Genomic DNA, 21,467 nt, shown 5'->3' with positions numbered 1-21,467 from the left:
CGCTTACGCCTGGTTCGCTGCAGCGGCGGGCGCCGCATTCGACGCCACCACGCCGAGCGCGGCGTCGAACGCGCGTTGCAGCGCAGGCTGATCGAGGTCCTCGCCGATCAGCACGAAGCGGCTCTGATTGCCCTCGCCCGCCTGCCAGCGTCGATCGAAATAGCTGTCGAAGCGACGGCCCACGCCCTGAATCACCAGACGCATCGGCGCACCCGGCAACGCGGCAAAACCCTTCACGCGATAAATCGTGTTCGCCTCGACCAGCTTCTGCAACGCGGCGATCACCGCTTCGCGCGACGGCGCATCCGCCTGCACGACCACCGAATCGAATTCGTCGTGGTGATGATCGGCGTCGTCGGCGGAACCGTGGTGATCGTGGCGCAAGTGGATCGTTTCCTCCGATGCCGCTTCGAGACCGAGCAGCGTGTGCAGATCCAGTTCGCCGCGTTGCGCGCGCACGATCTTCACCTGCGGCGGAATTTCCTCGCGAATCACCGCTTCGACCGCGCTTTGCTGCGCGTCGTCGAGCAGATCGGTCTTGTTCAGAATCACCAGATCGGCCGCCGACAACTGGTCTTCGAACAACTCGTGCAGCGGCGATTCGTGATCGAGATTCGGATCAGCTTTGCGCTGCGCATCGACGGCGACGGGGTTTTCGGCGAACTGGCCGCTTGCCGCAGCCGGGCCGTCCACCACCGTGACGACCGCGTCGACCGTGAAACTGTTCTTGATTTGCGGCCAGTTGAACGCCTGCACGAGCGGTTTCGGCAACGCGAGGCCGGAGGTTTCGATCAGCACGTGATCGATCTGGCCGCGCCGCTCGACGAGCTTTTCCATCACCGGAAAAAACTCTTCCTGCACGGTGCAGCACAGGCAGCCGTTCGCGAGTTCGTACAGTTGCCCTTCGGTTTCGACGCCGTTTTCATCGCAGCCGATCCCGCACCCCTTCAGGATTTCCCCGTCGATACCGAGTTCGCCGAACTCGTTGACGATCACCGCGATGCGCTTGCCGCCCGCATGCTGAAGGATGTGCCGCAGCAACGTGGTTTTGCCGCTGCCGAGAAAGCCCGTGACGATGGTGACGGGAATCTTGCGCATTTGAGTTTGCATCGTGAGGTCCATCCGTAGGGGTTGCACGTGCGCCGGCGCGTCGGTTCGTCTGTCTGCATCGGCATGGCCGGGCGCAAGCTGAAAGCTGAAGCGCGACGGGCCACGACAATATAAACACGGGGACGAACGACGGCGTTGCCGCGACAACAGAAAAACAGAAAGCGGGAATGAGGTCATGAACGCGCCGTCGCATCCCCGCGACGGGTGTCCTGCTTGATCTGGCCGGTATCCGGGCTGGCGAAAGCGCCGCTTCCCCTTCCCGGACGAGTGATTTCTCGCCCAGTGGTGATATGCCGACGCGGCCTTGCGCGTGGACATCGAAGCCGGCTCCGCGGTGTCGCGCATGAAGCCGACACCACTTTTCGCTTACCGTTGCGGGGGCAGCACAGGTTGACCCGATCCAGAGAAGGTGGGCACCCTGTTTCCCGTTTAACTGCATGCGCACGAGAGCGCACACGAGCACCAAAGTGCGTGCGAGTTTAGGCGCGCAAGACGCCGCAGTCAAGGCGCCGGAAGCTGCGGCAAAGCCGCCCGCATCAGCCGGAAACGCTTAGCGGGCGGGGCGTCCTGTGCTATCGTATGCGCGCGTTTGGTGCCCGCACATGCGTTCGCGTGTGCAGTTAAACGGGAAACAGGCAGCGCGTTCGTGCGCTCAACCTGTGCTGTCCCCGCAACGGTAAGCGACCTGCTGCGCCAGATTCACTTCTGCTGCGCCGCGCATGCGTTTTTTCGATGCCACTGTCCCGTGAATCGGGGCGGGAAGGCAAAGCGCATGAGGCCGCCAGCCCGGATACCGGCCAGACGCGGAGGCGGCGAATCTCGACGAATCTCGACGAATCTCGAATTTCTCGCCGCCGGCCGCTGGAATCCGCGAGGGACGGATGTGAAGGCGTTAAAGCATGGCGTAGCCGTATTCCGTTCGCGTGTTTGTCGAAAACAGCGTGACGGGTCGCGTTGTTCGCCATGCCTGAATCCGTTGTCGCATCACATGATTTCACTGTCCGCTGTCCGGCGTTCTGCCGCTTTCCGTTCCCGATCCGTTTCGGCCGCTTCGTCCGTTATGACATGGCGTGCGCCATGCACGCCGCGATGACGCGCGCGTGGTTGATCGGCGCGGGTCCCGGCGACGTCGAACTGATGACGCTCAAGGCGACCCGCGCGCTCGCCCAGGCCGATGTGGTGCTGGTCGACGATCTGGTGAATCCCGACGTGCTGCAATTCGCCCGCGCGGATGCGCTGGTCGTCTACGTCGGCAAACGCGGCGGTCATCCGTCGACGCCGCAGGCGGGAATCGTCGCGCAGATGCTCGAACACGCGCGAGCCGGGCGCAGCGTCGCGCGGCTGAAAGGCGGCGATCCGTTCGTGTTCGGCCGCGGCGGCGAAGAGCGCCAGGCGTTGCTGGCCGCGGGCGTCGACGTGGAAGTGATCAACGGCATTACAGCGGGGATCGCGGCGCCTGCGGCGATCGGCATTCCGGTCACGCATCGCGATTACACGCAGGGCGTGGTGTTTGTCACCGGACACGGCGCGGGCAGCGGCGAGCCGGATTGGGCCGCGCTCGCCGCCACCCGCATGACGCTCGTGATTTACATGGGCATGCGTCGTTTGAGCGACATTACCGGCGCGTTACTCGCGGCGGGCCTGTCCGCCGATACGCCGTGCGCCGCGATCGAATCGGCGACGCGGCCCGAGCAGCGCCACGCACTCGCGCCGCTCGGCGGGTTTGCGGACACAGTCGCGCGTGCGGGGCTCGGGTCGCCTGCGATCGTGGTGATCGGCGGCGTGGCCTCGCTGGCTGACGGCGTGCTGTCGACAGCCGCCGCGACGACGGCAAACGGAGCCAACGTCAAATGAAAACAATCAGCGTCGGCATTGGATGCCGCTCACAAAGTTCGGCTGAACAGATCGAAGCGGCGGTACGTCAGGCGATAGGCCCGCTCGACTTCGAGCAGATCAACACAATCGCGTCAATCGACATCAAAGCCGACGAACCCGGTTTACGCGAGTTCTGCGCGCGCCACGGCCTGCCGCTGAGATTGTTCAGCCGCGAGCAGATTGCCGCATTGCCGGTCGAAAGCCCTTCGGCGGCCGCACGCGAGCATGTCGGCGTGGACGGCGTCTGCGAGCCGTGCGCGTTGCTCGCCGCACAATCGCCGGAAGCTACCGCTTGTCTCGTCGTCCGTAAAACGGTTTATGACGGCGTGACCGTGGCTGTCGCGGCGTCGAATCCAGGCGTCGACAGGAAGCCGGTTCAAACTCACACTCGATATACCCAACAGGACCTCCCATGAAAACGGATCCCGAATCGCATCAACGCATGACCGAGCGCCGGCGCGAAGGCCATGAGAAGAAACAGGCCGGCGCGACCGTCGAAAAAGGTCTGCTGATCGTCAACACCGGCACCGGCAAGGGCAAAACCACGGCCGCGTTCGGCATGGCCGTGCGGGTGCTGGGACACGGCATGCGTCTCGGCGTCGTGCAGTTCATCAAGGGCGCGCTGCATACGTCCGAGCGCGATTTTCTCGGCGCGATCGCGAACTGCGATTTCGTCACGATGGGCGACGGCTACACCTGGAACACGCAGAACCGCGACGCCGACATCGCCACCGCCCGCAAAGGCTGGGACGAAGCGCGCCGGATGATCGAAAGCGGCGACTATCAGATGGTGATCCTCGACGAGCTGAACACGGTGCTCAAGTACGAATACCTGCCGCTCGACGAAGTGCTCGCCGTGCTGAACGCGCGCGCCGACATGCTGCACGTGGTGGTGACCGGCCGTCACGCGCCCGACGCGCTGATCGAAGCCGCCGACCTCGTCACCGAAATGCGCATCGTCAAGCATCCGTACCGCGAGCAAGGCGTGAAAGCGCAGCGCGGCGTGGAGTTCTGAGCGATGTCCGCGTCGCCCGGCGGCACACGCTCCACGGCGTGCCCTGCGTTGTTCATCAGCGCGCCCGCGTCGGGGCAAGGCAAGACTACGATCACCGCGGGGCTCGCGCGCTACCACGCGCGGCAAGGGCGACGCGTGCGGGTCTTCAAGACCGGCCCGGATTTTCTCGATCCGATGATCCTTGCGCGCGCGAGCGGCGCGCCGGTGCTGTCGCTCGATCTGTGGATGGTCGGTGAAGCCGGCTGCCGCGCGCTGCTCGCGCAGGCAGCGGCCGAAACCGATCTGATCCTGATCGAAGGCGTGATGGGGTTGTTCGACGGCACGCCGAACAGCGCCGATCTCGCCACGACATTCGGCGTGCCCGTGCTGACGGTGATTTCGGCGAAGGCGATGGCGCAGACCTTCGGCGCGGTCGCGTTCGGTCTCGCGCGATTCAGGCCCGAGGTGCCGTTTCACGGCGTGCTGGCGAATCGTGTCGGTTCCGCGCGGCATGCGCAGATGCTCCAGGAAGCGTTGCCGCCTGGCTTGCACTGGTGCGGCCACATCGCAGCCAGCGACGAAATCGCGTTGCCCGATCGCCACCTCGGACTGCATCAGGCCGCCGAGATCGACGACCTCGACGCGCGTCTGGACCGTGCCGCCGATACGCTCGCGCAAACCGCACTGACCGCCCTGCCGCCAGCCGTCGATTTCGGCGCACACATGCCCGAGGTATTGCCGCGCCTGCTGGACGGCAAGCGGATCGCCGTCGCCCGCGACGCCGCGTTCTCGTTCATCTATCCGGCGAATCTGGCGTTGCTGGAAACGCTGGGCGCGCAGGTCGACTACTTTTCGCCGCTCGCCGACGAACCGCTGCCCGCCGACACGCACGCGCTGTATCTGCCCGGCGGCTACCCGGAATTGCACGCGCAAACACTGGCGGCCAATCTGCGCAGCGCCACGTCGATCCGAAGCCACGCGGCGTCAGGCAAACCGGTCGTCGCCGAATGTGGCGGCATGCTCTACCTGCTCGACCAACTGACCGACGCACAAGGCGTCAGCACGCCGATGCTCGGCCTGCTGCCCGGTCACGCGACGATGCAGAAGCGCTTCGCCGCGCTCGGCATGCAGCAGATCGACAGCCTTCATGGACCGCTGACCGGTCACACGTTTCACTACTCGAAGCTGAACACGCCGCTCGTCCCGCTGCGCTCGGCCACCCGGCCACACGGCGATGCACCCGGCGAGGCCGTGTATCGCGCGGGATCGATCGTGGCGACCTATATGCATGCTTACTGGCCCTCCAACCCGGCCTTCACGGCCGCCCTGTTCCATGGCGAAGCCTTTTAACGACTCCGAGCGCGACGCCGTTTATCGCGCGATTTACGAACGCCGCGACATGCGCCATTTTGTCCGCGATCCGGTCGATCCCGCCGTGCTGCAGCGCCTGCTCGACGCGGCGCATCACGCGCCGAGCGTGGGCTTCATGCAGCCGTGGCGGATCATGCGCATCACCGATGCCGGGTTGCGCACGGCTCTTCACGCGACAGTCGAAAGCGAACGGATCGCCACCGCCGACGCGCTCGGCAAGCGTCGCGAAGAGTTCATGAAGCTGAAAGTGGAAGGCATGCTGGAATGTGCCGAAGTGCTGGTGATGGCGCTGATGGACGGACGCGAGCGGCACATTTTCGGCCGCCGGACATTGCCGGAGATGGATCTGGCGTCGGTCGCGTGCGCGATCCAGAACATGTGGCTGGCCGCGCGCGCGGAAGGCCTGGGGATGGGCTGGGTGTCGCTATTCGACGTCGACAGCGTGCGCAAACTTCTGCACATGCCGGAGGGCGCGCGGCCCGTGGCGATCTTGTGTCTCGGTCACGTCGACCGGTTTTATAGTGAACCGATGCTGGAGACCGAACGCTGGGCCAGCCGGATGCCTCTCGCAGATTGCGTGTTCGAAAACCGCTGGCCCGAGGATGACAACGCGGCGGAGTAGCGGCAACACTGCATACCGTCGCCCGCCAATGCCAGTCGCGCTAATCACCGCTGTACCGGCTTCACCGACACCACCTCGGGCGCACTGCCTGTCTGATCCACGCGAAGTTTCACGCGCCAGTCGGGCGGTGCATCGAATGGAAACTTTGCCAGCGCGCTTTTCACGAGTGCGGGCATGGCCCGTAGCGGATCGGCGTTGCGATCGACCGTCGCCGCACTGACCTTGTAGCGTTGCTCGCCGCTCGCCCGGTCGAAAAACCGCAATGTCAGCGAGTGTCGGTACGCACGCGAGCCGAACAGCGAAAACGACGCCCCAGACTCAAGCGCGCAGCCGCGAGGCGCGCAATCCTTCACGCCGACGCCGATCTCCGTGAGCCGCGTGTCGTACGCAATCGACAGCAGATACTGCGCGGGCTGGTCCGCCGTCGCGTCGACAAACCCACGCCGCGCCAGTTCGTCGCGCAGCAGCGCCTCGAATTCCAGATGATCCGCGCTGCCTTCCTGCAACGGCATGCGCGTGATCGTATAAGTCGATCCGCTGCGCAACACCACGGCCGAATTGGCCGGGCCGAGCGCGTGCACGTCGGTGCTGATCCCCGAGCAACCCGCCAGACCCGTCACCGCCACGGCCAGCGCCGCGCTCATCAGAAGTTTCTTCGCCATCTTCACGTCTCGATAAATAGTGTGTTGCCGGGTCATGAGCGAGGCGTTATGGCCGCGGCCGCGCCCGTTTGCGTATCGTCGAATACCGGCAGGTGGATCGTGAATGCCGTGCCCTCGCCGGGCGCGCTGACCACCTCGACGTCGCCGCCATGACGCGTCACCACGGTCTTGACGAACGCCATGCCGAGTCCCGCGCCACCGACCTCCGGCCGCTCCGTCGCGTGAAAGCGCCGGAACCGTTCGAACAGTCCCGTCTGCTGCTCCTTCGGAATGCCGTAACCCTGATCGCGGATCGTGCACGTCACACGGCGCGCTGCCATGGGCATGTCCACCGAAGGCGGCCCCGCGACGCGGCAGACAACCTTCGTGTCCGGCGGACTGTATTTGACCGCGTTGTTCAGAATGTTGACGAGCGCGCGCGTCATCAGCGAGCGATCGGCGCAGATCCAGTGGCCTTCGTGGCCTTCGTCGCCGGTCTCGGTGTGCAAGGTAATCCGCTTCGCTTGCGCCTGCGGCCAGACTTCGTCGCTGGCGTCGATCATCAGGTCGGCCAGATTCACCGGCTCAAGCTCATAGGCCTGCGATTCGGCACGCGCCAGTTGCACGAAGTCGTCGGCGAGAGTCAGCGCGCGCCGCGCGTAACGCTCGATCCGTTCCAGCAGCCCCTGCCCGAGCGCCGGCTCGCTGCGGCTCCGCTCGATTTCGACCAGCGCCAGAATCGACGCCTGCGGCGAGCGCATGTCGTGCGACAGCAGCCGCAACGCGTCTTCCCGTTGACGCTCGGCCGCATGCAGCGCGGACACATCGACGAGACCCGCGATCCAGCCGGTCGTCTCGCCTTGCGCGTTGGTGCAGGTCGCGTAGCGCAGCAGATAGTCGCGCCCGCTCGCGTCGCGCACTTCGACGCCCTGCGCCATCAGCGCGGCAAATTCGCCGCGCGCGGGATCGAGCAGCGCGGGCCACTGCGCATGTGCCAGCAGATTGTGTTCGGCGTCGGACGGATCGTCATGGTCGATCGTCTTGACGAGCGTCAGCCCGCCGAGCACGTCTTTCATCGATTGCCCGTCCGGCAGCAACGCGCCGATGCGCGCGAAATGCGCTTTGGCCGCGTGGTTCGACAGCAGCACGACGCCGCTTACGTCGCTCACCAGAATCGGCTCGGGCATGCTGTCGAGGCTGTCCCACACGAAGCGCTTCATGTCCTGCACGCGCTGCGCGGCTTGCGCCATCAGCGCCATATGCTGCTCCAGCACGTCGCCGCCAAACTCCCGGCGACGCTGCGGCGTTTCCGGCAGCAGATGCGGTTCGTCTGCGAGGCGCTGCAACTCGCCTCGCAGATACGCCATCGTCATTTCGAGGCGCCGCCAGTTCCAGATCGGATAGACAGCGACCAGGCCGAGAATCGCGGGCACCGGCGACATCCACAGTCGTGCGCCGTACAGCAACGCGGCACTGCCGGCCGTGGCGAAGAGGCCGAGGCCCACAGTCAGCAACAGCGAGCGACGCGGCGACAACACCAGGAATCCCGCCAGCAAAACGCTCAGCGGCACCAGCGAAACCAGCAACAGCACCCACGATTCGACCGGTTCGATCTGTCGGCCGGACAGCAGCGTATTGAGCACATTGGCGTGGATATACACGCCGGGTAACGGCCCAAGGTCGCCCGAAACCGGCGTCGCAAAGCGGTCGTACAAACCGGACGCGGTCACGCCGATCAGCACGATGCGTCCGCGCAACTGGTCGGCGGGCACGTTGCCGTCGAGCACGCTCGCGAAACTCAGTTTCGTGAAGTTTTCCGCGTTCGGGCCGAACGGGATCAGGAAACGGCCTTCGCCGCCGTCGTCGGTGGCGAGGCGGGCTGTGGCCGGATTCGCGGCCCCGGGCTGCGTCGCGCCGCGCCCGACTGAGCGCGCGGCCGACAGCATCAGTTGCGGCCAGCGCGAGTCCGCGTCGCCCTCGAATTGCGCGACGCTGCGCACGATGCCATCGCTATCCACTTCGAAATTGATGTGGCCAAGACCGGCGGCCGCCTGAGCGAGCGGCGTGACAGGTTCGACCACCGTACGCCGCCCGGCGCTGTCGGGCGACGTGAGCAGCACTGGCAGATAGGTCGGACTCAGCGCCACGGCCCGTGCAAGCTCGGCGTCTTCGGCATTGGCCTCGGTAAACAGCACGTCGTAAATGACCGCCGCCGGTTTGGCTTTGGCAAGCTGTTCGAGCAACCTCGCATGGACACTGCGCGGCCACGGCCAACGGCCGAGTTGCACGACGCTCGCATTGTCGATTTCGATGACGACGATATCGGGCCGCAACGGTTGCGCACGCAGGCTCAGGAAGCGGTCGTAGACCAGATGGTCGACGCTCGCGCTCAAGCGGCCGAGCGAGCAGAACAGAATCACCGCAATGCCGAGACACCCGATCGCCATCCATTCGATCAGGAAACGCCGGCCGGCGCGCCGTCCGAGACGGGCGCGCGGATCGAGGCTCAGGCGCGTGGAGTTAGTCGGCAATGGATGTGTGTGTCAAAGCCAGCGAGCGGCGCCGGCGAATCCGGGATGAACGTCGGTCCCGTGAATCTATCAGCGTAAAGGGACGGATGTCAGTGGGCGAGCGTAAACGACCGGATCGGGCTGCTGGTCTCGTAGAAGCGCCCATTGTCGAACTGCTCGCCGACGATGGTCCAGTAATACACGCCGGCCGGCAGATCGCTGACGACCAGTTGGCCGTCCGCCAGGTCCGTGCGATCGACGATCGGATGCAGCAGATCGGCCGTCGTGCCGAGCACGAACCGGAAACGCGTTTCGACGTCGGTGCGGCCGACCAGCCAGCGGAACTCGTAGTCGCGGCTGCCCGCGCGCTGTGTCGCCGACGCGGACAGATCGAACCGGCGACGCTCGAACGCGTACACCTGCGGCAATCCGTCGAGACCGCGGCTATCCGTTGCGAAGAGGCGGACGAAATACGTGCCGTCGGGCAGATCGCCGATATCCGCATGCGGCTCGCCGACGCGCAGGTCGCGGATCAGGTCGAGCTGGTCGGCGTCGCGCGCAATCTGCACGCGATAGCCCACGGCCTGCGCGGACGGCACGAGGTCGAACGCGACTGTCGCACCGTCCAGCACGCGACCTGGCTTGACGAGCGCGGGCGGCGGCAGCAACTCGACCGGCTCGCCGACCGTGCCACCGGTTCGCGTAACGTTGCCGAAGCTTGCCTTGACGAGTTGCGCGGACGCCTGCAACGGCACGCCCGGCAACGCAGCCGCCGGCTGGCGGCCGGTTGCGCCAGGAGTCGACGGATCGACACCGACCGCGCCTTCGATCACTTCGACGTTGGTGCTTTGCGCATCGCCGTTGTAAGCCACCCTGAAACGCGTGCCGCGCACACCCGCCACCACCGACGGCGAACGGATCTGAAAGCGGTCGTCCTTGCGGGTCGCGTGCGTGACCTGGCTTTCGACTTCGCCGTGTCGCAGATTGAAAATGCGGTCGCTCACGCCGGTCAACGTGGTGCGCCTCAATACGCCGATATCGAGTTCGCCGTCGTGGGCGACCGTGACGTGCGAGCCGTCCGGCAATTCCAGCGTGACAAAGCCGTTCGGTCCGGTGCGGATACGATCGCCTTCGCCGAGCGTGGTGGCCTGGGTGACGGGCACGTATGCGTGGTTGCCGAACGCGTGCTCGACCGGTCCGCTGGTCGCGATCACGCGAGCCGATTCGGGGTCCTGTTTGAGCTTGACCACGGGCAGCAGCAGCGTGATGCCAGCCGGCATGCGGCGCGGCGCGGGCACATGATTCAGGCGGCTGAGCAACGCCCAATCGTTCGAGTCGGTCAGATACCGGTCCGCGATTTCGTACAGCGTGTCGCCGTCGTGCGTGGTGTAGGAGGCATAACTCGAAGCTTGAGAGCCGGGACGATGTTTCGGCGCGTATGCGGCTTTCGATTGAGCTTGAGCCAGGGAATGAACCTGAGCCTGCGCGGATACCGGCGCCCAGCCCATCGCGATCACGCCTGCGGCCGTGACCCCCAGCCAGGCCGCTGCAAGACCACCCCGCCTGTCCACCTTACCCGCCCTGCTTACCGTGCCGCGCACCGCCTCATCCACGGAAAACGTCACGCGTCCCCCGCTTCCGGGCGATCATTTGCCACGATCTGCGGTGAGCCGGATTCGATCCGCTCCAGCCGGTAGCCATAACCGTAGATCGGCGCGAGCCGGTAGCCGCGCTCCGGACGCAGCCCGAGCTTGCTGCGCAGCATCGACACGTGGGTGTCCATGGTGCGCGACGGAATATCGGTTGCCTGCTTCCAGATCACGTCGAGAATATGCGCACGCGAGAGCGGCCGGCTCAGATGCTGAAACAGCAGCAGCGCGAGTTCGAACTCCTTCTGCGTCAGCGCGATCAACGCGCCTTCCACCAGCACCTGCTTGGCGCCCAGGTCGAATTCGAATTCGCCGAACACTTCTTTCGACGCCGGCGGTTTGAGAAAGTACGCGCGACGCAGCAACGAACCGACCCGCGCCAGCAGCACCGGACCCGACACCGGCTTGACGAGGTAGTCGTCTGCGCCGGTGTTCAGGATCGACGTGATATCGGTTTCGCGGCCACGGCTCGTGATGAACAGCACCGGCAAACGGTCAGACACGGTTTCGCGCACCCAGCGCAGCACTTCTTCGCCCGACATGTCCGGGACGTTCCAGTCGAGCACCAGCAGATCGTAAGTCTGGCGCCGCAATTGCCGCACCAGTTCGCGCCCCGCGCCGTACGGGTGACAGATGTGACCCGCCGCCGACAGCGTTTGGCAAACAAGATCGGCCTGAGCCGAATCGTCATCCAGGACAGCTATTCTCATAAATCCCCGCAACGCAACGTCGTCCTTCGTAACTGGTGAGCAGCCGGCGAGCCGATTTTTCGAGATTCTTATATCGGCGCTGGCTGTCCCTCTTGCGTCACTCTCCACCTGCACATTCACCGCTGGCAATCTATGTTGCCTCACCCGGTTTAACGCTATGGCAGTGACACTCCGCGTCCCATCGAAATCGATGCTTATAAGACGCTTAAATCCTCTTGTCGTTATTGCGCCGATTATTCCGTAGTGGAAACCGGTCTGCTTTTTTCGGAAACGCCTCAAACCCTTCTACGACCGCCGCCCTTGGGCTCGCCCGTCGATTCTCCCAGCTATTCCCGCTCGCACGGCAATTGGCCCCGCCTGCCATTGTCTCGCTGAACCTGCGTTGTGCTTACGCAAAACACGTCATTTGACAATTTACGACAGTATAAGAATAGTCTTAAAACAAATCGTTTAAAAATTGTCAAATCCTCGCAAATCGGCGCGGAAGGTACATGCATCGGCGCTTCCAGTCAATCGCGCGGAGCGGTTCATCTTAATCTGGCTTAGAAAGATGGAGTCAGTCCAACAGGGGACGTCGCTCAAACATCACGCGCTCGCGGGAATCGAACCGCACGAGTGACAGCCAGATCAGCCACTGCGCGAATCGCTCGTCACGACGCAAGAACTGCACTTGCAACCTGCTCCGACGTAATTGTGACGCATAAAGCGATTATCCGATTTTAAAAGTCGCGTGGGTCATTGCTTACGGAAAACATATGACTTTAAATCGCGCGCGCAGTTAATTTTGTGAACGTAACTCTTTTGTTGCGATCATTCATACCAGTCAGAATCGACCGTCGCTTTATGGATAAATTCATCCGATTATTGTTAGCCATGCATAGCGACGCGATTAATCGGCGTGATGCGTTCTGTCGAAACGACTTCTGAAAATTTCCAGCGGCGTACTGGCAGTGGAACGGGTACGCCACTGCCTTTTGATCCGCCTATCTGCCGCTTTCGATCTCCGGCATCGGCGCGAACAGCGCGTCGAGGTCGTCGTCGGAAAACTTCGCGGCGCCCGCAGCGTCCTCGGACAGAATGCTGTCGGCGAGCCCCGCCTTCTGCTCCTGCAATTCCACGATCTTTTCTTCGATGCTGCCCGCCGCGATCAGCTTGTAGACGAACACCGGCTTGTCCTGTCCCAGCCGATGCGCGCGGTCGGTTGCCTGATTCTCGGCGGCGGGATTCCACCACGGGTCGTAGTGAATCACCGTGTCGGCGGCGGTCAGGTTCAGGCCGACGCCGCCCGCCTTCAGGCTGATCAGGAACAACGGCACCTCGCCGCGCTGAAAACGCTCGACCGGCGTCGCGCGGTCTGCAGTGTCGCCGGTCAGGATCACGTATGGAATCGCGGCCTCTTCGAGCGCGTCGGCGATCAGCGCCAACATGCCGGTGAACTGCGAAAACAGCAGTACGCGGCGGCCTTCCTCGATTAGCTCCGGCAACATCGACAGCAGCAGATCGAGCTTGGCCGAGCCCATCGCCCGTGGGGATTTTTCGGGCTTGTCGCGCGGTTGCGCGACGGTGCCCGGCGGCGTGTCGAGCGACGCCTGATCCGCACCACCCGCTTTCAACGTCTTCACGAGACGCGGATCGCAGCACACCTGACGCAGCTTCAACAACGCATCGAGCACGATGATGTGACTACGCGCCAGCCCTTGCGCGCTGACAGCCGCGCGCACTTTCTCCTGCATCGCTGTGCGCACGGTTTCGTACAGATCGCGCTGCGCGCCTTCGAGATCGACGGAACAGACGATCGTCGTCTTGGCCGGCAACTCCTTAGCGACCTCGTCCTTGCGACGGCGCAGCATGAACGGGCGAATCCGCCGCGCGAGCAACGCACGGCGCACGCCGTCGCCGTTCTTTTCGATTGGATTGCGCCAGCGTCGCGTGAAATCCTTCTGGGTGCCGAGAAAACCCGGCAACAGAAAATCGAATTGCGACCACAACTCACCGAGGTGATTTTCCAGCGGCGTGCCCGTCAAACACAGCCGATGCCGCGCGCGCAAGCCACGGATCGCTTGCGCCGCCTTGGTCGTGGCGTTCTTCACGTACTGCGCTTCGTCGAGAATCAGCAGGTGATAGTCGTGTTCGGCCAGCACCTTCTGATCGCGCCACAGCAATGCGTAGGTGGTCAGGATCAATTCGTGTTCGCCGATCTGCTCGAAACGCTGCTTGCGCTGTGGGCCGTTCAGCACCAGCACCTTCAGGCCAGGCGCGAAGCGGCGCGCTTCTTCGCGCCAGTTGTGCACGAGCGTGGTCGGCACGACGATCAGCGCGGGACGGGTGAGGCGTCCGGCCTCCTTCTCCGCGAGGATGTGGGCGAGCGTCTGCACGGTTTTGCCGAGGCCCATGTCGTCGGCGAGCACACCGGCGAGACCCTGTTCGCGCAGGAACTGCATCCAGTTGAGTCCCTGATGCTGATAGGTCCGCAATTCCGCCACGAGGCCCGCGGGCACCGGCACTTCGCGCAGACCCGGACCCGCCTGCAGGCGCCGGGCAAGCTGACGGATCGAATCGTCGCCGCGAAATTGCCAGCGGCCGGTGCCATCCAGCGCGTCGAGCCGGCCGGCGTCGACGGCAGGAATGCGCAGCGGCGCACCGTCGGCCAGCGTGCCGCCGAGCGAGTCGAACAGATCGACCAGCACGCGGACGACCGGCTTCAACCGGTCGGCGCGCAAACGCAGCCGCTTGTTCTCGTCGGTTTTCAACTCGATCGGCTCGCTGTCGGCGATCGACTCCAGCGCGCCGCTCAACCAGCGCCGGTCGCGCCGGAACAGATCGGCGAGCAGCGGTTCGAGCCGCACTTTGCGATCGCCGATCTGAATGCCCATTTCGAGGTCGAACCAGCCGTCGCCCGCCTGATGCGCGGTGCCGTCGATCGCGTCGATCTCGATCACGTTGTAGCGGAATTCGGCCGCCATCTGCACGCGCCAGCCCTTCGCGACGAGTTCCGGCACGGCGTCGTTGACGAACGCGGACCACGCGTCGGCATCGGGCAGACCAAGCATCGTGTCGGGCAGGAGCCGCGACGCGTAGACCCGGCTGGTCGGCACCTTCTGTAAACCGGTTTTGCGCAGTTCGAGCAGACGCTTTTTCTCGACCTCGTAACGCCGGCGGATATGAATCACGTCACCGCCCGGCATCGGCACCAGCGTGACACTGCTATCCACGTTGATGCTGACGCCGTCGTAGTCGAAACTCACGCCGGCCAGTTCGACCGCCTCGGTTCGGCGCTGCCCGGCTCGCGCCGGCAACGCGTGGCTGTTCAGCGTGAGCACCGGCACCGGATCGACGTCGATCGCGCGAATCGCGGACGCGTCATGCGTGGGCGGCAACGGCAGGCCGGGCGCGATCTCGCGCAGCACGGACGCAACCAGCGGCGCTTCGGCGAGCGAGATCGGCGGCATCGCGAGGTAATCGGGCAATTGCTGGAACGGCAGCGACGACTCGACCAGTCCCGCCTCGTTCGCGACGCCGTCCACGTACCAGACCGGCTCGGTCGGCAGAACCATGCTGGCGCGCGGCTCGGTGCACAGCACCGGCCGCAGCCGCTGATCGGCCAGCGGCTCCCACTCGATGCGGCCCGGCCGGTCGGCGCCGCGCGACAGCGGCGTGGGTCCTTCGCGACCGGCTTCATGTCCGAACTCGACGAACAGACGCCCGGTGGCGATCAGCTTCTGCAGCATTTCCGCGCCGCTCGTGCCGCGCAGGACGAACTGGCCGAAGTCTTCGCGGGAACGGCCGAGCCACAGGCCGCGCAGGATCGACAGGTCTTCGTCCGAAACGAATCGGGGTTGTTTGAGGAGCGCCGCTTCGACGTTGGCCCAGGCTTCGCCAACTTCGACGACTGCGCCGTCCGGGTCGCAGCGCGCGCGGTACAGCACGACCTCGTGCCGCATGTGGAACTCGGACCAGTTCAGTCGGTACGCGAGCGTCTGCGTGCGCGCGGTGGCGGCTTTTTGCGCGTCGGCATCGGCGGCTTCGGCGCGCGCGCGAAAGCGCTCCAGCCAGCTGACCAGTTCGGGCCGCACGCGTTGCCCGGTGGCATCGCGCGACGGTTGGCCGAAATCGGCCACGCCGGTTCGCGACGGAGCGTTGAGGTTGTCATCGTCCTCGTCCCCGCTCCCGTCACGGTCGACGTGCGTGATGTGGTCCATCTCGTCGTGATAGTCGAGTTCGGCGAGCAGCAGCGCGGCAACGTGCTTGCAGTCGCGGCCCACCGGACAGGTGCAATCGCTCTGCGCCCACGGCGAACCGCCGTCGGTGCGAAAACGCACCCGGGTCCGGTACGGATGCGCCTGCGTGCCCTGCACGTCGCCGCTCAAGGTCGCGCCCTGCCACGTCACATGGGTGACCGCGCCAACCGAGCGCGCTTTGGCGACGGTGTGGTCACCCAGCCATTCCGCAATCCGTTCCCGATCAAAGAAAACTGACGACATCGGCGTCCATTCCTGTTTTTAGCCGGCAAAGGCTGGCGCGTTTCTGGACATGCTGATCGCGGATCTCGAACGGCGGCGCGATAACGCGCGTGGTCCGCAAAGTTTCGTCCTGCGCCGATTGCCTGTGTAGCCGGCCATTTTACGCGTTGGACAAATTTGGCTGTTGGGGCGGATTCGCAGGCGTATTCGGGCCGGCGGACGCGCCGGTCAGCACCTTCACACCGGCTTCGGCGAAAACCCGGGACAGTGCCGCCGAGGGAGCCTCGTCGGTAACCAGCAGGTTCACCGCGTCCGGGCCGAACGCGTGGACCAGCGCGCTGTGGCCGAATTTCGCGCGATCGGCGGCGACCACGCGCTGCTCGGCCTGCGCGAACGCGGCCAGCGCGAAGGCGGCGTCGGCGGGGAGCGCATCCATGAAACGGCCTTGCAGATCGACCGCCGTCACCGAGACGATCGCGTAGCGCACGTGGAACTGGCGCACAAAGGCCAGCACGCTGTCGCCGAACGCGGCGCAATCGTCCGGCCGCAATTCGCCACCCGCGATGAACACGCGATTGCCGTTGCGCGAGCCGAGCAGCCGCGCGACTTCGGTCGAATTGGTGACCACCGTGAGCCGCGAACGCGCGGCCAGCGCCTGCGCGATATGCACGCAGGTCGAGCCGCCTTCGAGGATCAGCGACTCGCCGTCCCGCACGAGTTCGGCGATGCGCGCGCCGATCGCCCGCTTGCCGTCGAGGCTCGCGACCATCCGGCGCTGGAACGGCGGCTCGTCGAGACGCTCGGGCAGCATGATGCCGCCGTGGACCTTGATCAGCAGGCCATCGGCGATCAACGGCTTGAGATTGCGGCGGATGGTTTCGTCGGACACGTCGAACCGGCTAGCGAGATCGGTGATCGTGCAGGTGCCCTGCTCGCGGACGAGTCGCAGAATTTCGGCCTGGCGTTGGTTGGAGAGCATGGGATATCGCAGGTTGGGAATTCGCTGAGTCTAGCAAAAGGCGCATTTTTTCGTGGCCAATTCCCACATTTAGCCATGAAAAGCCACATTACCTCGGACCGAACCGTGCAAATGCGACGTACCTTTGTTGCGTCACTTCATGTCACTGCGCGCTGCGGTTCAGACCTCACCCCGCCTTCAAACCATGACCGCCATATGACACCGCGCAGAACACAACAAACCACGCGTCGCGTTGCAAAATGTGTCTTTTTACGGCAATCTACGCAGACTTAATCCACCAATTTCCACACATGTCCACGCCAATTCCAACCCACGCTCGCGTCGTCATCATCGGCGGCGGCATTATTGGCTGCTCGGTGGCCTACCATCTGACGAAACTGGGTTGGACCGATGTCGTGCTGCTGGAACAGGGTCAACTGTCCTGCGGCACCACCTGGCATGCCGCCGGACTCGTCGGCCAGTTGCGCGCGCAGGAGAGCATGACCCGGCTGATCCGCTACTCGACCGCGCTCTACGCCGAACTCGAAGCCGACACCGGCCTCGCCACCGGCTGGAAGCAATGCGGCTCGCTGTCGGTGGCGCGCACCGCCGAGCGGATGACCCAACTCAAGCGCACCGCCGCCGTCGCCCGCGCGTACGGCGTGGCGTGCGACGTGATCAGCCCGCAGGAAGCCGGCGACCTGTGGCCGGTCATGCGCACCGACGACCTGCTCGGCGCGGTCTGGCTGCCCGGCGACGGCAAGGCCAATCCGACCGACCTGACCCAGGCGCTCGCCCGTGGCGCCCGCATGCGCGGCGCGCGCATCGTCGAAAACACCCGTGTGACCGCCATCCACACGCGCCAGACGCAGGACGGCAAAGCAGCCGGTGCGCGCGAAGTCAGCGGCCTCGCGTGGCGCAACAAGGATGACGAAGAAGGCGAAATCGGCGCGGAGATCGTCGTGAATTGCGCGGGCCAGTGGGCCAAGGCCGTGGGCCGCCTGTGCGGCGTGACGGTGCCGCTGCATTCGGCCGAGCACTACTACATCGTCACCGAACGCATTGCGGGCGTGCATCCCGACCTGCCGGTCATGCGCGATCCAGACGGTTTCATCTACTTCAAGGAAGAAGTGGGCGGCCTCGTGATGGGCGGCTTCGAACCCGACGCGAAGCCGTGGGGCATGAACGGCATCCCCGAGAATTTCGAGTTTCAACTGCTGCCCGACGACTGGGATCAGTTCGAAATCCTGATGAAAAACGCGCTGGAACGCGTGCCCGCTCTCGAAACCGCGCAGGTGCGACAGTTCTACAACGGACCGGAGTCGTTCACGCCGGATAACAACTTCATGCTCGGTGAAGCGCCCGAACTGCGGCGCTTCTTTGTGGGCGCGGGCTTCAATTCGATGGGCATCGCGTCGGCGGGCGGCGCGGGCATGGCGCTCGCGGAATGGATCGTCGCAGGCGAGCCGACCATGGACCTGTGGCCGGTCGATATCCGGCGCTTTGCGCGCTTTAACGGCAACGACACGTGGCTGCACGATCGCGTGAAGGAAACGCTCGGCCTGCATTACGCGATGCCGTGGCCGAATCGCGAACTCGACAGCGCGCGCCCTTTCCGCCGCTCACCGCTGTATTCGATGCTGCGCGACGACGGCGCGTGCTTCGGCAGCAAGATGGGTTGGGAGCGCGCGAACTTTTTCGCGCCAACCCGCGAGCAGGCGAAAATCGACTATGCATTCGGCCAGCAGAACTGGCTGCCGTGGAGCGGCGCCGAACATCGCGCGTGCCGCGAAGGCGTCGCGCTGTTCGACATGACGTCGTTCTCCAAATTTCTCGTCAAGGGACGCGACGCAGAAGAGGTGCTGCAAGCGATCGTCGCCAACGACGTCGCGGTCGCGAACGGCACCACCATCTATACCGGCATGCTCAACGAGCGCGGCGGCTACGAGTCCGACTTCACGCTCACGCGCGTCGCCGACGATCAATACCTGCTAGTCACCGGCACCGCGCAAACCACGCGCGATTTCGACATGCTCGACAAGGCGATTCCGCGCGACAAACACTGCACGCTCGTCGACGTCACCGGCCAATATGCCGTGCTTGCCGTGATGGGCCCGCGTTCGCGCGAGCTGCTGCAAAGCGTATCGAAAGCGGACTGGAGCAACGACGCGTTCGCGTTCGGCCAAAGCCGCGAAGTCGATCTCGGCTACGCGACGGTGCGCGCGACGCGGCTCACGTATGTCGGCGAACTCGGCTGGGAGCTTTATGTGCCGGTCGAATTCGCGGCCGGCGTGTATGAGACGCTGCATGAAGCGGGCAAAGCATTCGGCCTCGTCAACGCGGGCTATTACGCAATCGATTCGTTGCGGATCGAGAAAGGTTATCGCGCGTGGGGCCGCGAACTCACGCCGGACACGAATCCGTTCGAAGCCGGTTTGTCGTTTGCGTGCAAGCTCGACAAGGACATTGCATTCCGCGGACGCAACGCGTTGCTCAAGTTACGCGATGAACCGTTGCGCCGCCGGATGGTGGTGCTGACCGCCGATGGCGCAGCCGGGCGCATGCTATGGGGCGGCGAAGCGATTCTGCGCGACGGCAAACCGGTCGGCTTCGTCAGTTCGGCGGCGTTCGGGCACACGGTCGGCTGTCCGGTCGCGATGGGCTACGTGAACAACCCGGAAGGCGTCGCGGACCTCGACTATCTTCGCAGCGGCCGCTATGAAATCGATGTGGCCGGCGAGTTGCTGCCGGCCACCGTGCACCTGAAGGCGCCTTACGATCCGCGCTCGGAGCGTGTGAAAAGCTGACCGCTCGCTGCCGAAACAACGCCGGGACGCTGTCCGGGCTTTGCCCCGATCAACGCCCGCTTCTCGCCATGCTGGAAAACACGCCGTCGCGCCGGATCAATCCATGAAACAGCGCGGCGGCGAGATGCAGCAGCACCGTCGCGAACAACGCGAAAGCGAACCACGTGTGCAATGCGCGCAACGTTGCGAACAGTTCGACGTTGTGCGGCGCGATCGGCGGCAAATACAGCGAGCCGATCAGGCGGACCGGATAGCCCGCCGCCGACAGCATCGCCCAACCGATCAGCGGCATCGCCGCCATCAACACGTACAGCACAAGATGCGACGCTTTGGCGGCGAGCCGCTGAGGTGTCGCCATATCGTCGGGCAGCGGCGGACTGCCGCTCGTAATACGCACCCCCACGCGCAATATCACCAGCAGCAACAACGCGATGCCGAGCGGCTTGTGGATCGCGATCAACGTGGTGTGCGCGCGCGACACGGTGCCCACCATGCCCACGCCGATGAACAGCATCGCGACGATCAGCGGCGCCATCGTCCAGTGCAAAAACCGCGCGAGCGGACTGAAATGAGTACGCGTCGGCTTCATGAATGTGCTCCGTTCGGGGTGGTTGCCGTGACTGCCTGGGTTTGATGGACTGCCGGATTCAATGTTTCTTCACGGGTGCGGCGCTGATACGACAGCGCATACGCAGCCGAGCGCGCGGCCAGCAAAGGATCGTTCGATGGTTTGATGCCCGTGGGCAAAATAGTCGGATCGAAGTTGATATCGCGGCACGTCCCGTCTTCCTGCGATGTCGTGCGCTCCAGCACCAGCGTGCCCGCATCGATTCGTTGACGATCGTCGGGCCATTGCAGCGTGGCGTCGTCGATGGGATCGGCGGGTTGCGCGACGGTCAGAATCAGATGCCAGCGTAACGGCCCACTTGCGATGCGTTGATTCAGGTCGGCAGCGAGGAAATTCTTTTCGGCCTTCTGCGCGTCGGTGATCGGCGCATACGGCGTATCGGGCACCATCGCCCAGCGCACCGCACGCGTCGCGCCCTCGCTATTGGTGAAGCGGAATGCGTTGATGCCGTAATACGCCGCATTCGCGAGACTCGACGAAGGCGGATGCGCTTTCACCCAGGTCTGGAACGGCAGCGTCTCGGGGTTGGCCGCGTAAAAGGCCTTGAGTTTTGCCGGGTCCGGCTTGCCCGTCGACGGATCGGGCTTCGCGGCAAGCAACTGCTGATAGAACTGCTCGGGCGTATGCACCGCGAAAACCGGTGTCGAATTCATTCCCGTGCGCCACTGCTCGCCGTTCTGCAACTGGAATTCCAGAGCGAGACTGCGCACCGGCGAACTTGTATCCGGCGCAGACGGATTGCCGCCGGGCACCGCGAAGCGTCCCGTCACCGGCGTGCGTCCCGGTTGAAACACATCGGCGCTCGAGAGCACTGCGCCCTTGCCGTTACTGTCGAAATAACCTTCGACGCACAACCCCTTCGCGTGATTGCGCCGATAGCCGGGGTGTTGACCGGCCACTGCTTCGAACGTGTTGACGATGCGCGCGGTCGTCAGGCGTTTCGGTGTCAGCCAGCCTGCCGTGTACGCAAAGCCGCCGGCCAGCGCCAGCACGACCGCGCCAATCGCGCCGAGCCGGCATGGCACGCAGACAGTCCGGGATCGGGGAACGGGTAGTTTCGTCACGAAGACTCCTTCGATGGGATAGAGACACTCACCGGCTAACACACGATCGGGCGATCTATTCCCCTGCC

General features: G+C 64.6%; 15 protein-coding genes and 2 riboswitches. Of the genes, 6 read left to right on the top strand and 9 right to left on the bottom strand.

Annotated features, from left to right (window positions below; all coding sequences use genetic code 11):
• Positions 1 to 3: 3 nt before the first annotated feature.
• A complete protein-coding gene (gene cobW, locus ABH945_RS32495; RefSeq protein WP_429253389.1) occupies positions 4 to 1,110 on the bottom strand; it encodes a cobalamin biosynthesis protein CobW in 1,107 nt (368 codons plus the stop codon).
• Between the two features lie 203 nt (positions 1,111 to 1,313).
• A riboswitch (cobalamin riboswitch) is annotated at positions 1,314 to 1,592 on the bottom strand.
• A 91-nt stretch (positions 1,593 to 1,683) separates the two neighbouring features.
• A riboswitch (cobalamin riboswitch) is annotated at positions 1,684 to 1,926 on the top strand.
• A gap of 273 nt (positions 1,927 to 2,199) precedes the next feature.
• Here cobW and cobA point away from each other — a divergent pair.
• Genes cobA through bluB form a run of 5 tightly spaced genes read left to right on the top strand, consistent with a single transcriptional unit; the run spans position 2,200 to position 5,972 of the window.
• Positions 2,200 to 2,964: a uroporphyrinogen-III C-methyltransferase gene (cobA, locus tag ABH945_RS32490; protein WP_429253399.1), complete on the top strand. Its 765-nt coding sequence runs from the start codon at positions 2,200 to 2,202 to the stop codon at positions 2,962 to 2,964.
• The gene (locus ABH945_RS32485; protein WP_429253388.1) at positions 2,961 to 3,401 is read left to right on the top strand and encodes a cobalamin biosynthesis protein; all 441 of its coding nucleotides are present in this window, start codon (positions 2,961 to 2,963) and stop codon (positions 3,399 to 3,401) included. Before cobA ends, ABH945_RS32485 begins: the two co-directional genes overlap by 4 nt.
• On the top strand, positions 3,398 to 4,000 hold the full coding sequence (gene cobO / locus ABH945_RS32480; protein WP_074768311.1) for a cob(I)yrinic acid a,c-diamide adenosyltransferase: 603 nt from the start codon (positions 3,398 to 3,400) through the stop codon (positions 3,998 to 4,000). The genes ABH945_RS32485 and cobO overlap by 4 nt, the downstream gene beginning before the upstream one ends.
• Before the next feature lie 3 nt (positions 4,001 to 4,003).
• Positions 4,004 to 5,329 carry a cobyrinate a,c-diamide synthase gene (locus ABH945_RS32475; RefSeq protein WP_429253387.1) on the top strand — a complete coding sequence of 442 codons (1,326 nt, stop codon included), beginning with the start codon at positions 4,004 to 4,006 and terminating at the stop codon, positions 5,327 to 5,329.
• The gene (gene bluB, locus ABH945_RS32470; RefSeq protein WP_074768307.1) at positions 5,313 to 5,972 is read left to right on the top strand and encodes a 5,6-dimethylbenzimidazole synthase; all 660 of its coding nucleotides are present in this window, start codon (positions 5,313 to 5,315) and stop codon (positions 5,970 to 5,972) included. Before ABH945_RS32475 ends, bluB begins: the two co-directional genes overlap by 17 nt.
• Before the next feature lie 44 nt (positions 5,973 to 6,016).
• On the opposite strand, the gene ABH945_RS32465 is transcribed toward bluB, so the two are convergent.
• The 6 genes from ABH945_RS32465 to ABH945_RS32440 form a co-directional block, all read right to left on the bottom strand.
• Positions 6,017 to 6,634 (bottom strand): DUF4136 domain-containing protein, encoded by a 618-nt coding sequence (locus ABH945_RS32465; RefSeq protein WP_429253386.1) that lies wholly within the window; start codon positions 6,632 to 6,634, stop codon positions 6,017 to 6,019.
• Between the two features lie 32 nt (positions 6,635 to 6,666).
• Positions 6,667 to 9,144: a CHASE2 domain-containing protein gene (locus tag ABH945_RS32460; RefSeq protein ID WP_429253385.1), complete on the bottom strand. Its 2,478-nt coding sequence runs from the start codon at positions 9,142 to 9,144 to the stop codon at positions 6,667 to 6,669.
• Positions 9,145 to 9,233: 89 nt separating this feature from the next.
• The gene (locus ABH945_RS32455) at positions 9,234 to 10,748 is read right to left on the bottom strand and encodes a FecR domain-containing protein (RefSeq protein ID WP_429253384.1); all 1,515 of its coding nucleotides are present in this window, start codon (positions 10,746 to 10,748) and stop codon (positions 9,234 to 9,236) included.
• Positions 10,745 to 11,482: a response regulator transcription factor gene (locus ABH945_RS32450; protein ID WP_429253383.1), complete on the bottom strand. Its 738-nt coding sequence runs from the start codon at positions 11,480 to 11,482 to the stop codon at positions 10,745 to 10,747. The genes ABH945_RS32455 and ABH945_RS32450 overlap by 4 nt, the downstream gene beginning before the upstream one ends.
• A gap of 983 nt (positions 11,483 to 12,465) precedes the next feature.
• Positions 12,466 to 15,963, bottom strand: coding sequence for an SNF2-related protein (locus tag ABH945_RS32445; RefSeq protein ID WP_429253382.1), 3,498 nt, complete (start codon positions 15,961 to 15,963; stop codon positions 12,466 to 12,468).
• Between the two features lie 139 nt (positions 15,964 to 16,102).
• Positions 16,103 to 16,921 (bottom strand): DeoR/GlpR family DNA-binding transcription regulator, encoded by an 819-nt coding sequence (locus ABH945_RS32440; RefSeq protein WP_429253381.1) that lies wholly within the window; start codon positions 16,919 to 16,921, stop codon positions 16,103 to 16,105.
• Positions 16,922 to 17,211: 290 nt separating this feature from the next.
• On the opposite strand from ABH945_RS32440, the gene ABH945_RS32435 reads away from it, so the two are divergent.
• Positions 17,212 to 19,707, top strand: a complete 2,496-nt coding sequence (locus ABH945_RS32435) for a GcvT family protein (protein ID WP_429253380.1) — start codon at positions 17,212 to 17,214, stop codon at positions 19,705 to 19,707.
• A gap of 49 nt (positions 19,708 to 19,756) precedes the next feature.
• Here the strand turns inward: ABH945_RS32435 and ABH945_RS32430 are convergent, their stop codons facing one another.
• Together ABH945_RS32430 and ABH945_RS32425 are read right to left on the bottom strand one after the other, a co-directional pair.
• Positions 19,757 to 20,296, bottom strand: coding sequence for a cytochrome b (locus ABH945_RS32430; RefSeq protein WP_074768293.1), 540 nt, complete (start codon positions 20,294 to 20,296; stop codon positions 19,757 to 19,759).
• Entirely contained in the window at positions 20,293 to 21,399 is a 1,107-nt protein-coding gene (locus ABH945_RS32425) for a catalase family peroxidase (RefSeq protein ID WP_429253379.1), read from the bottom strand. Before ABH945_RS32425 ends, ABH945_RS32430 begins: the two co-directional genes overlap by 4 nt.
• Positions 21,400 to 21,467 lie beyond the last annotated feature (68 nt).

It is taken from the genome of Paraburkholderia sp. GAS333 (assembly GCF_050435665.1).
Lineage (GTDB): Bacteria > Pseudomonadota > Gammaproteobacteria > Burkholderiales > Burkholderiaceae > Paraburkholderia > Paraburkholderia fungorum_A.
The sequence above is the reverse complement of the archived record's forward strand: the minus strand, read 5'-3'. Positions and strand labels throughout refer to the sequence as shown.

What these genes read in the sequence shown, in the direction of transcription:
- cobW (WP_429253389.1), bottom strand. Translation starts at nt 1,110, where the DNA reads ATGCAAACTCAAATGCGCAAGATTCCCGTCACCATCGTCACGGGCTTT.
- cobA (WP_429253399.1), top strand. Translation starts at nt 2,200, where the DNA reads ATGACGCGCGCGTGGTTGATCGGCGCGGGTCCCGGCGACGTCGAACTG.
- ABH945_RS32485 (WP_429253388.1), top strand. Translation starts at nt 2,961, where the DNA reads ATGAAAACAATCAGCGTCGGCATTGGATGCCGCTCACAAAGTTCGGCT.
- cobO (WP_074768311.1), top strand. Translation starts at nt 3,398, where the DNA reads ATGAAAACGGATCCCGAATCGCATCAACGCATGACCGAGCGCCGGCGC.
- ABH945_RS32475 (WP_429253387.1), top strand. Translation starts at nt 4,004, where the DNA reads ATGTCCGCGTCGCCCGGCGGCACACGCTCCACGGCGTGCCCTGCGTTG.
- bluB (WP_074768307.1), top strand. Translation starts at nt 5,313, where the DNA reads ATGGCGAAGCCTTTTAACGACTCCGAGCGCGACGCCGTTTATCGCGCG.
- ABH945_RS32465 (WP_429253386.1), bottom strand. Translation starts at nt 6,634, where the DNA reads ATGGCGAAGAAACTTCTGATGAGCGCGGCGCTGGCCGTGGCGGTGACG.
- ABH945_RS32450 (WP_429253383.1), bottom strand. Translation starts at nt 11,482, where the DNA reads ATGAGAATAGCTGTCCTGGATGACGATTCGGCTCAGGCCGATCTTGTT.
- ABH945_RS32445 (WP_429253382.1), bottom strand. Translation starts at nt 15,963, where the DNA reads ATGTCGTCAGTTTTCTTTGATCGGGAACGGATTGCGGAATGGCTGGGT.
- ABH945_RS32440 (WP_429253381.1), bottom strand. Translation starts at nt 16,921, where the DNA reads ATGCTCTCCAACCAACGCCAGGCCGAAATTCTGCGACTCGTCCGCGAG.
- ABH945_RS32435 (WP_429253380.1), top strand. Translation starts at nt 17,212, where the DNA reads ATGTCCACGCCAATTCCAACCCACGCTCGCGTCGTCATCATCGGCGGC.
- ABH945_RS32430 (WP_074768293.1), bottom strand. Translation starts at nt 20,296, where the DNA reads ATGAAGCCGACGCGTACTCATTTCAGTCCGCTCGCGCGGTTTTTGCAC.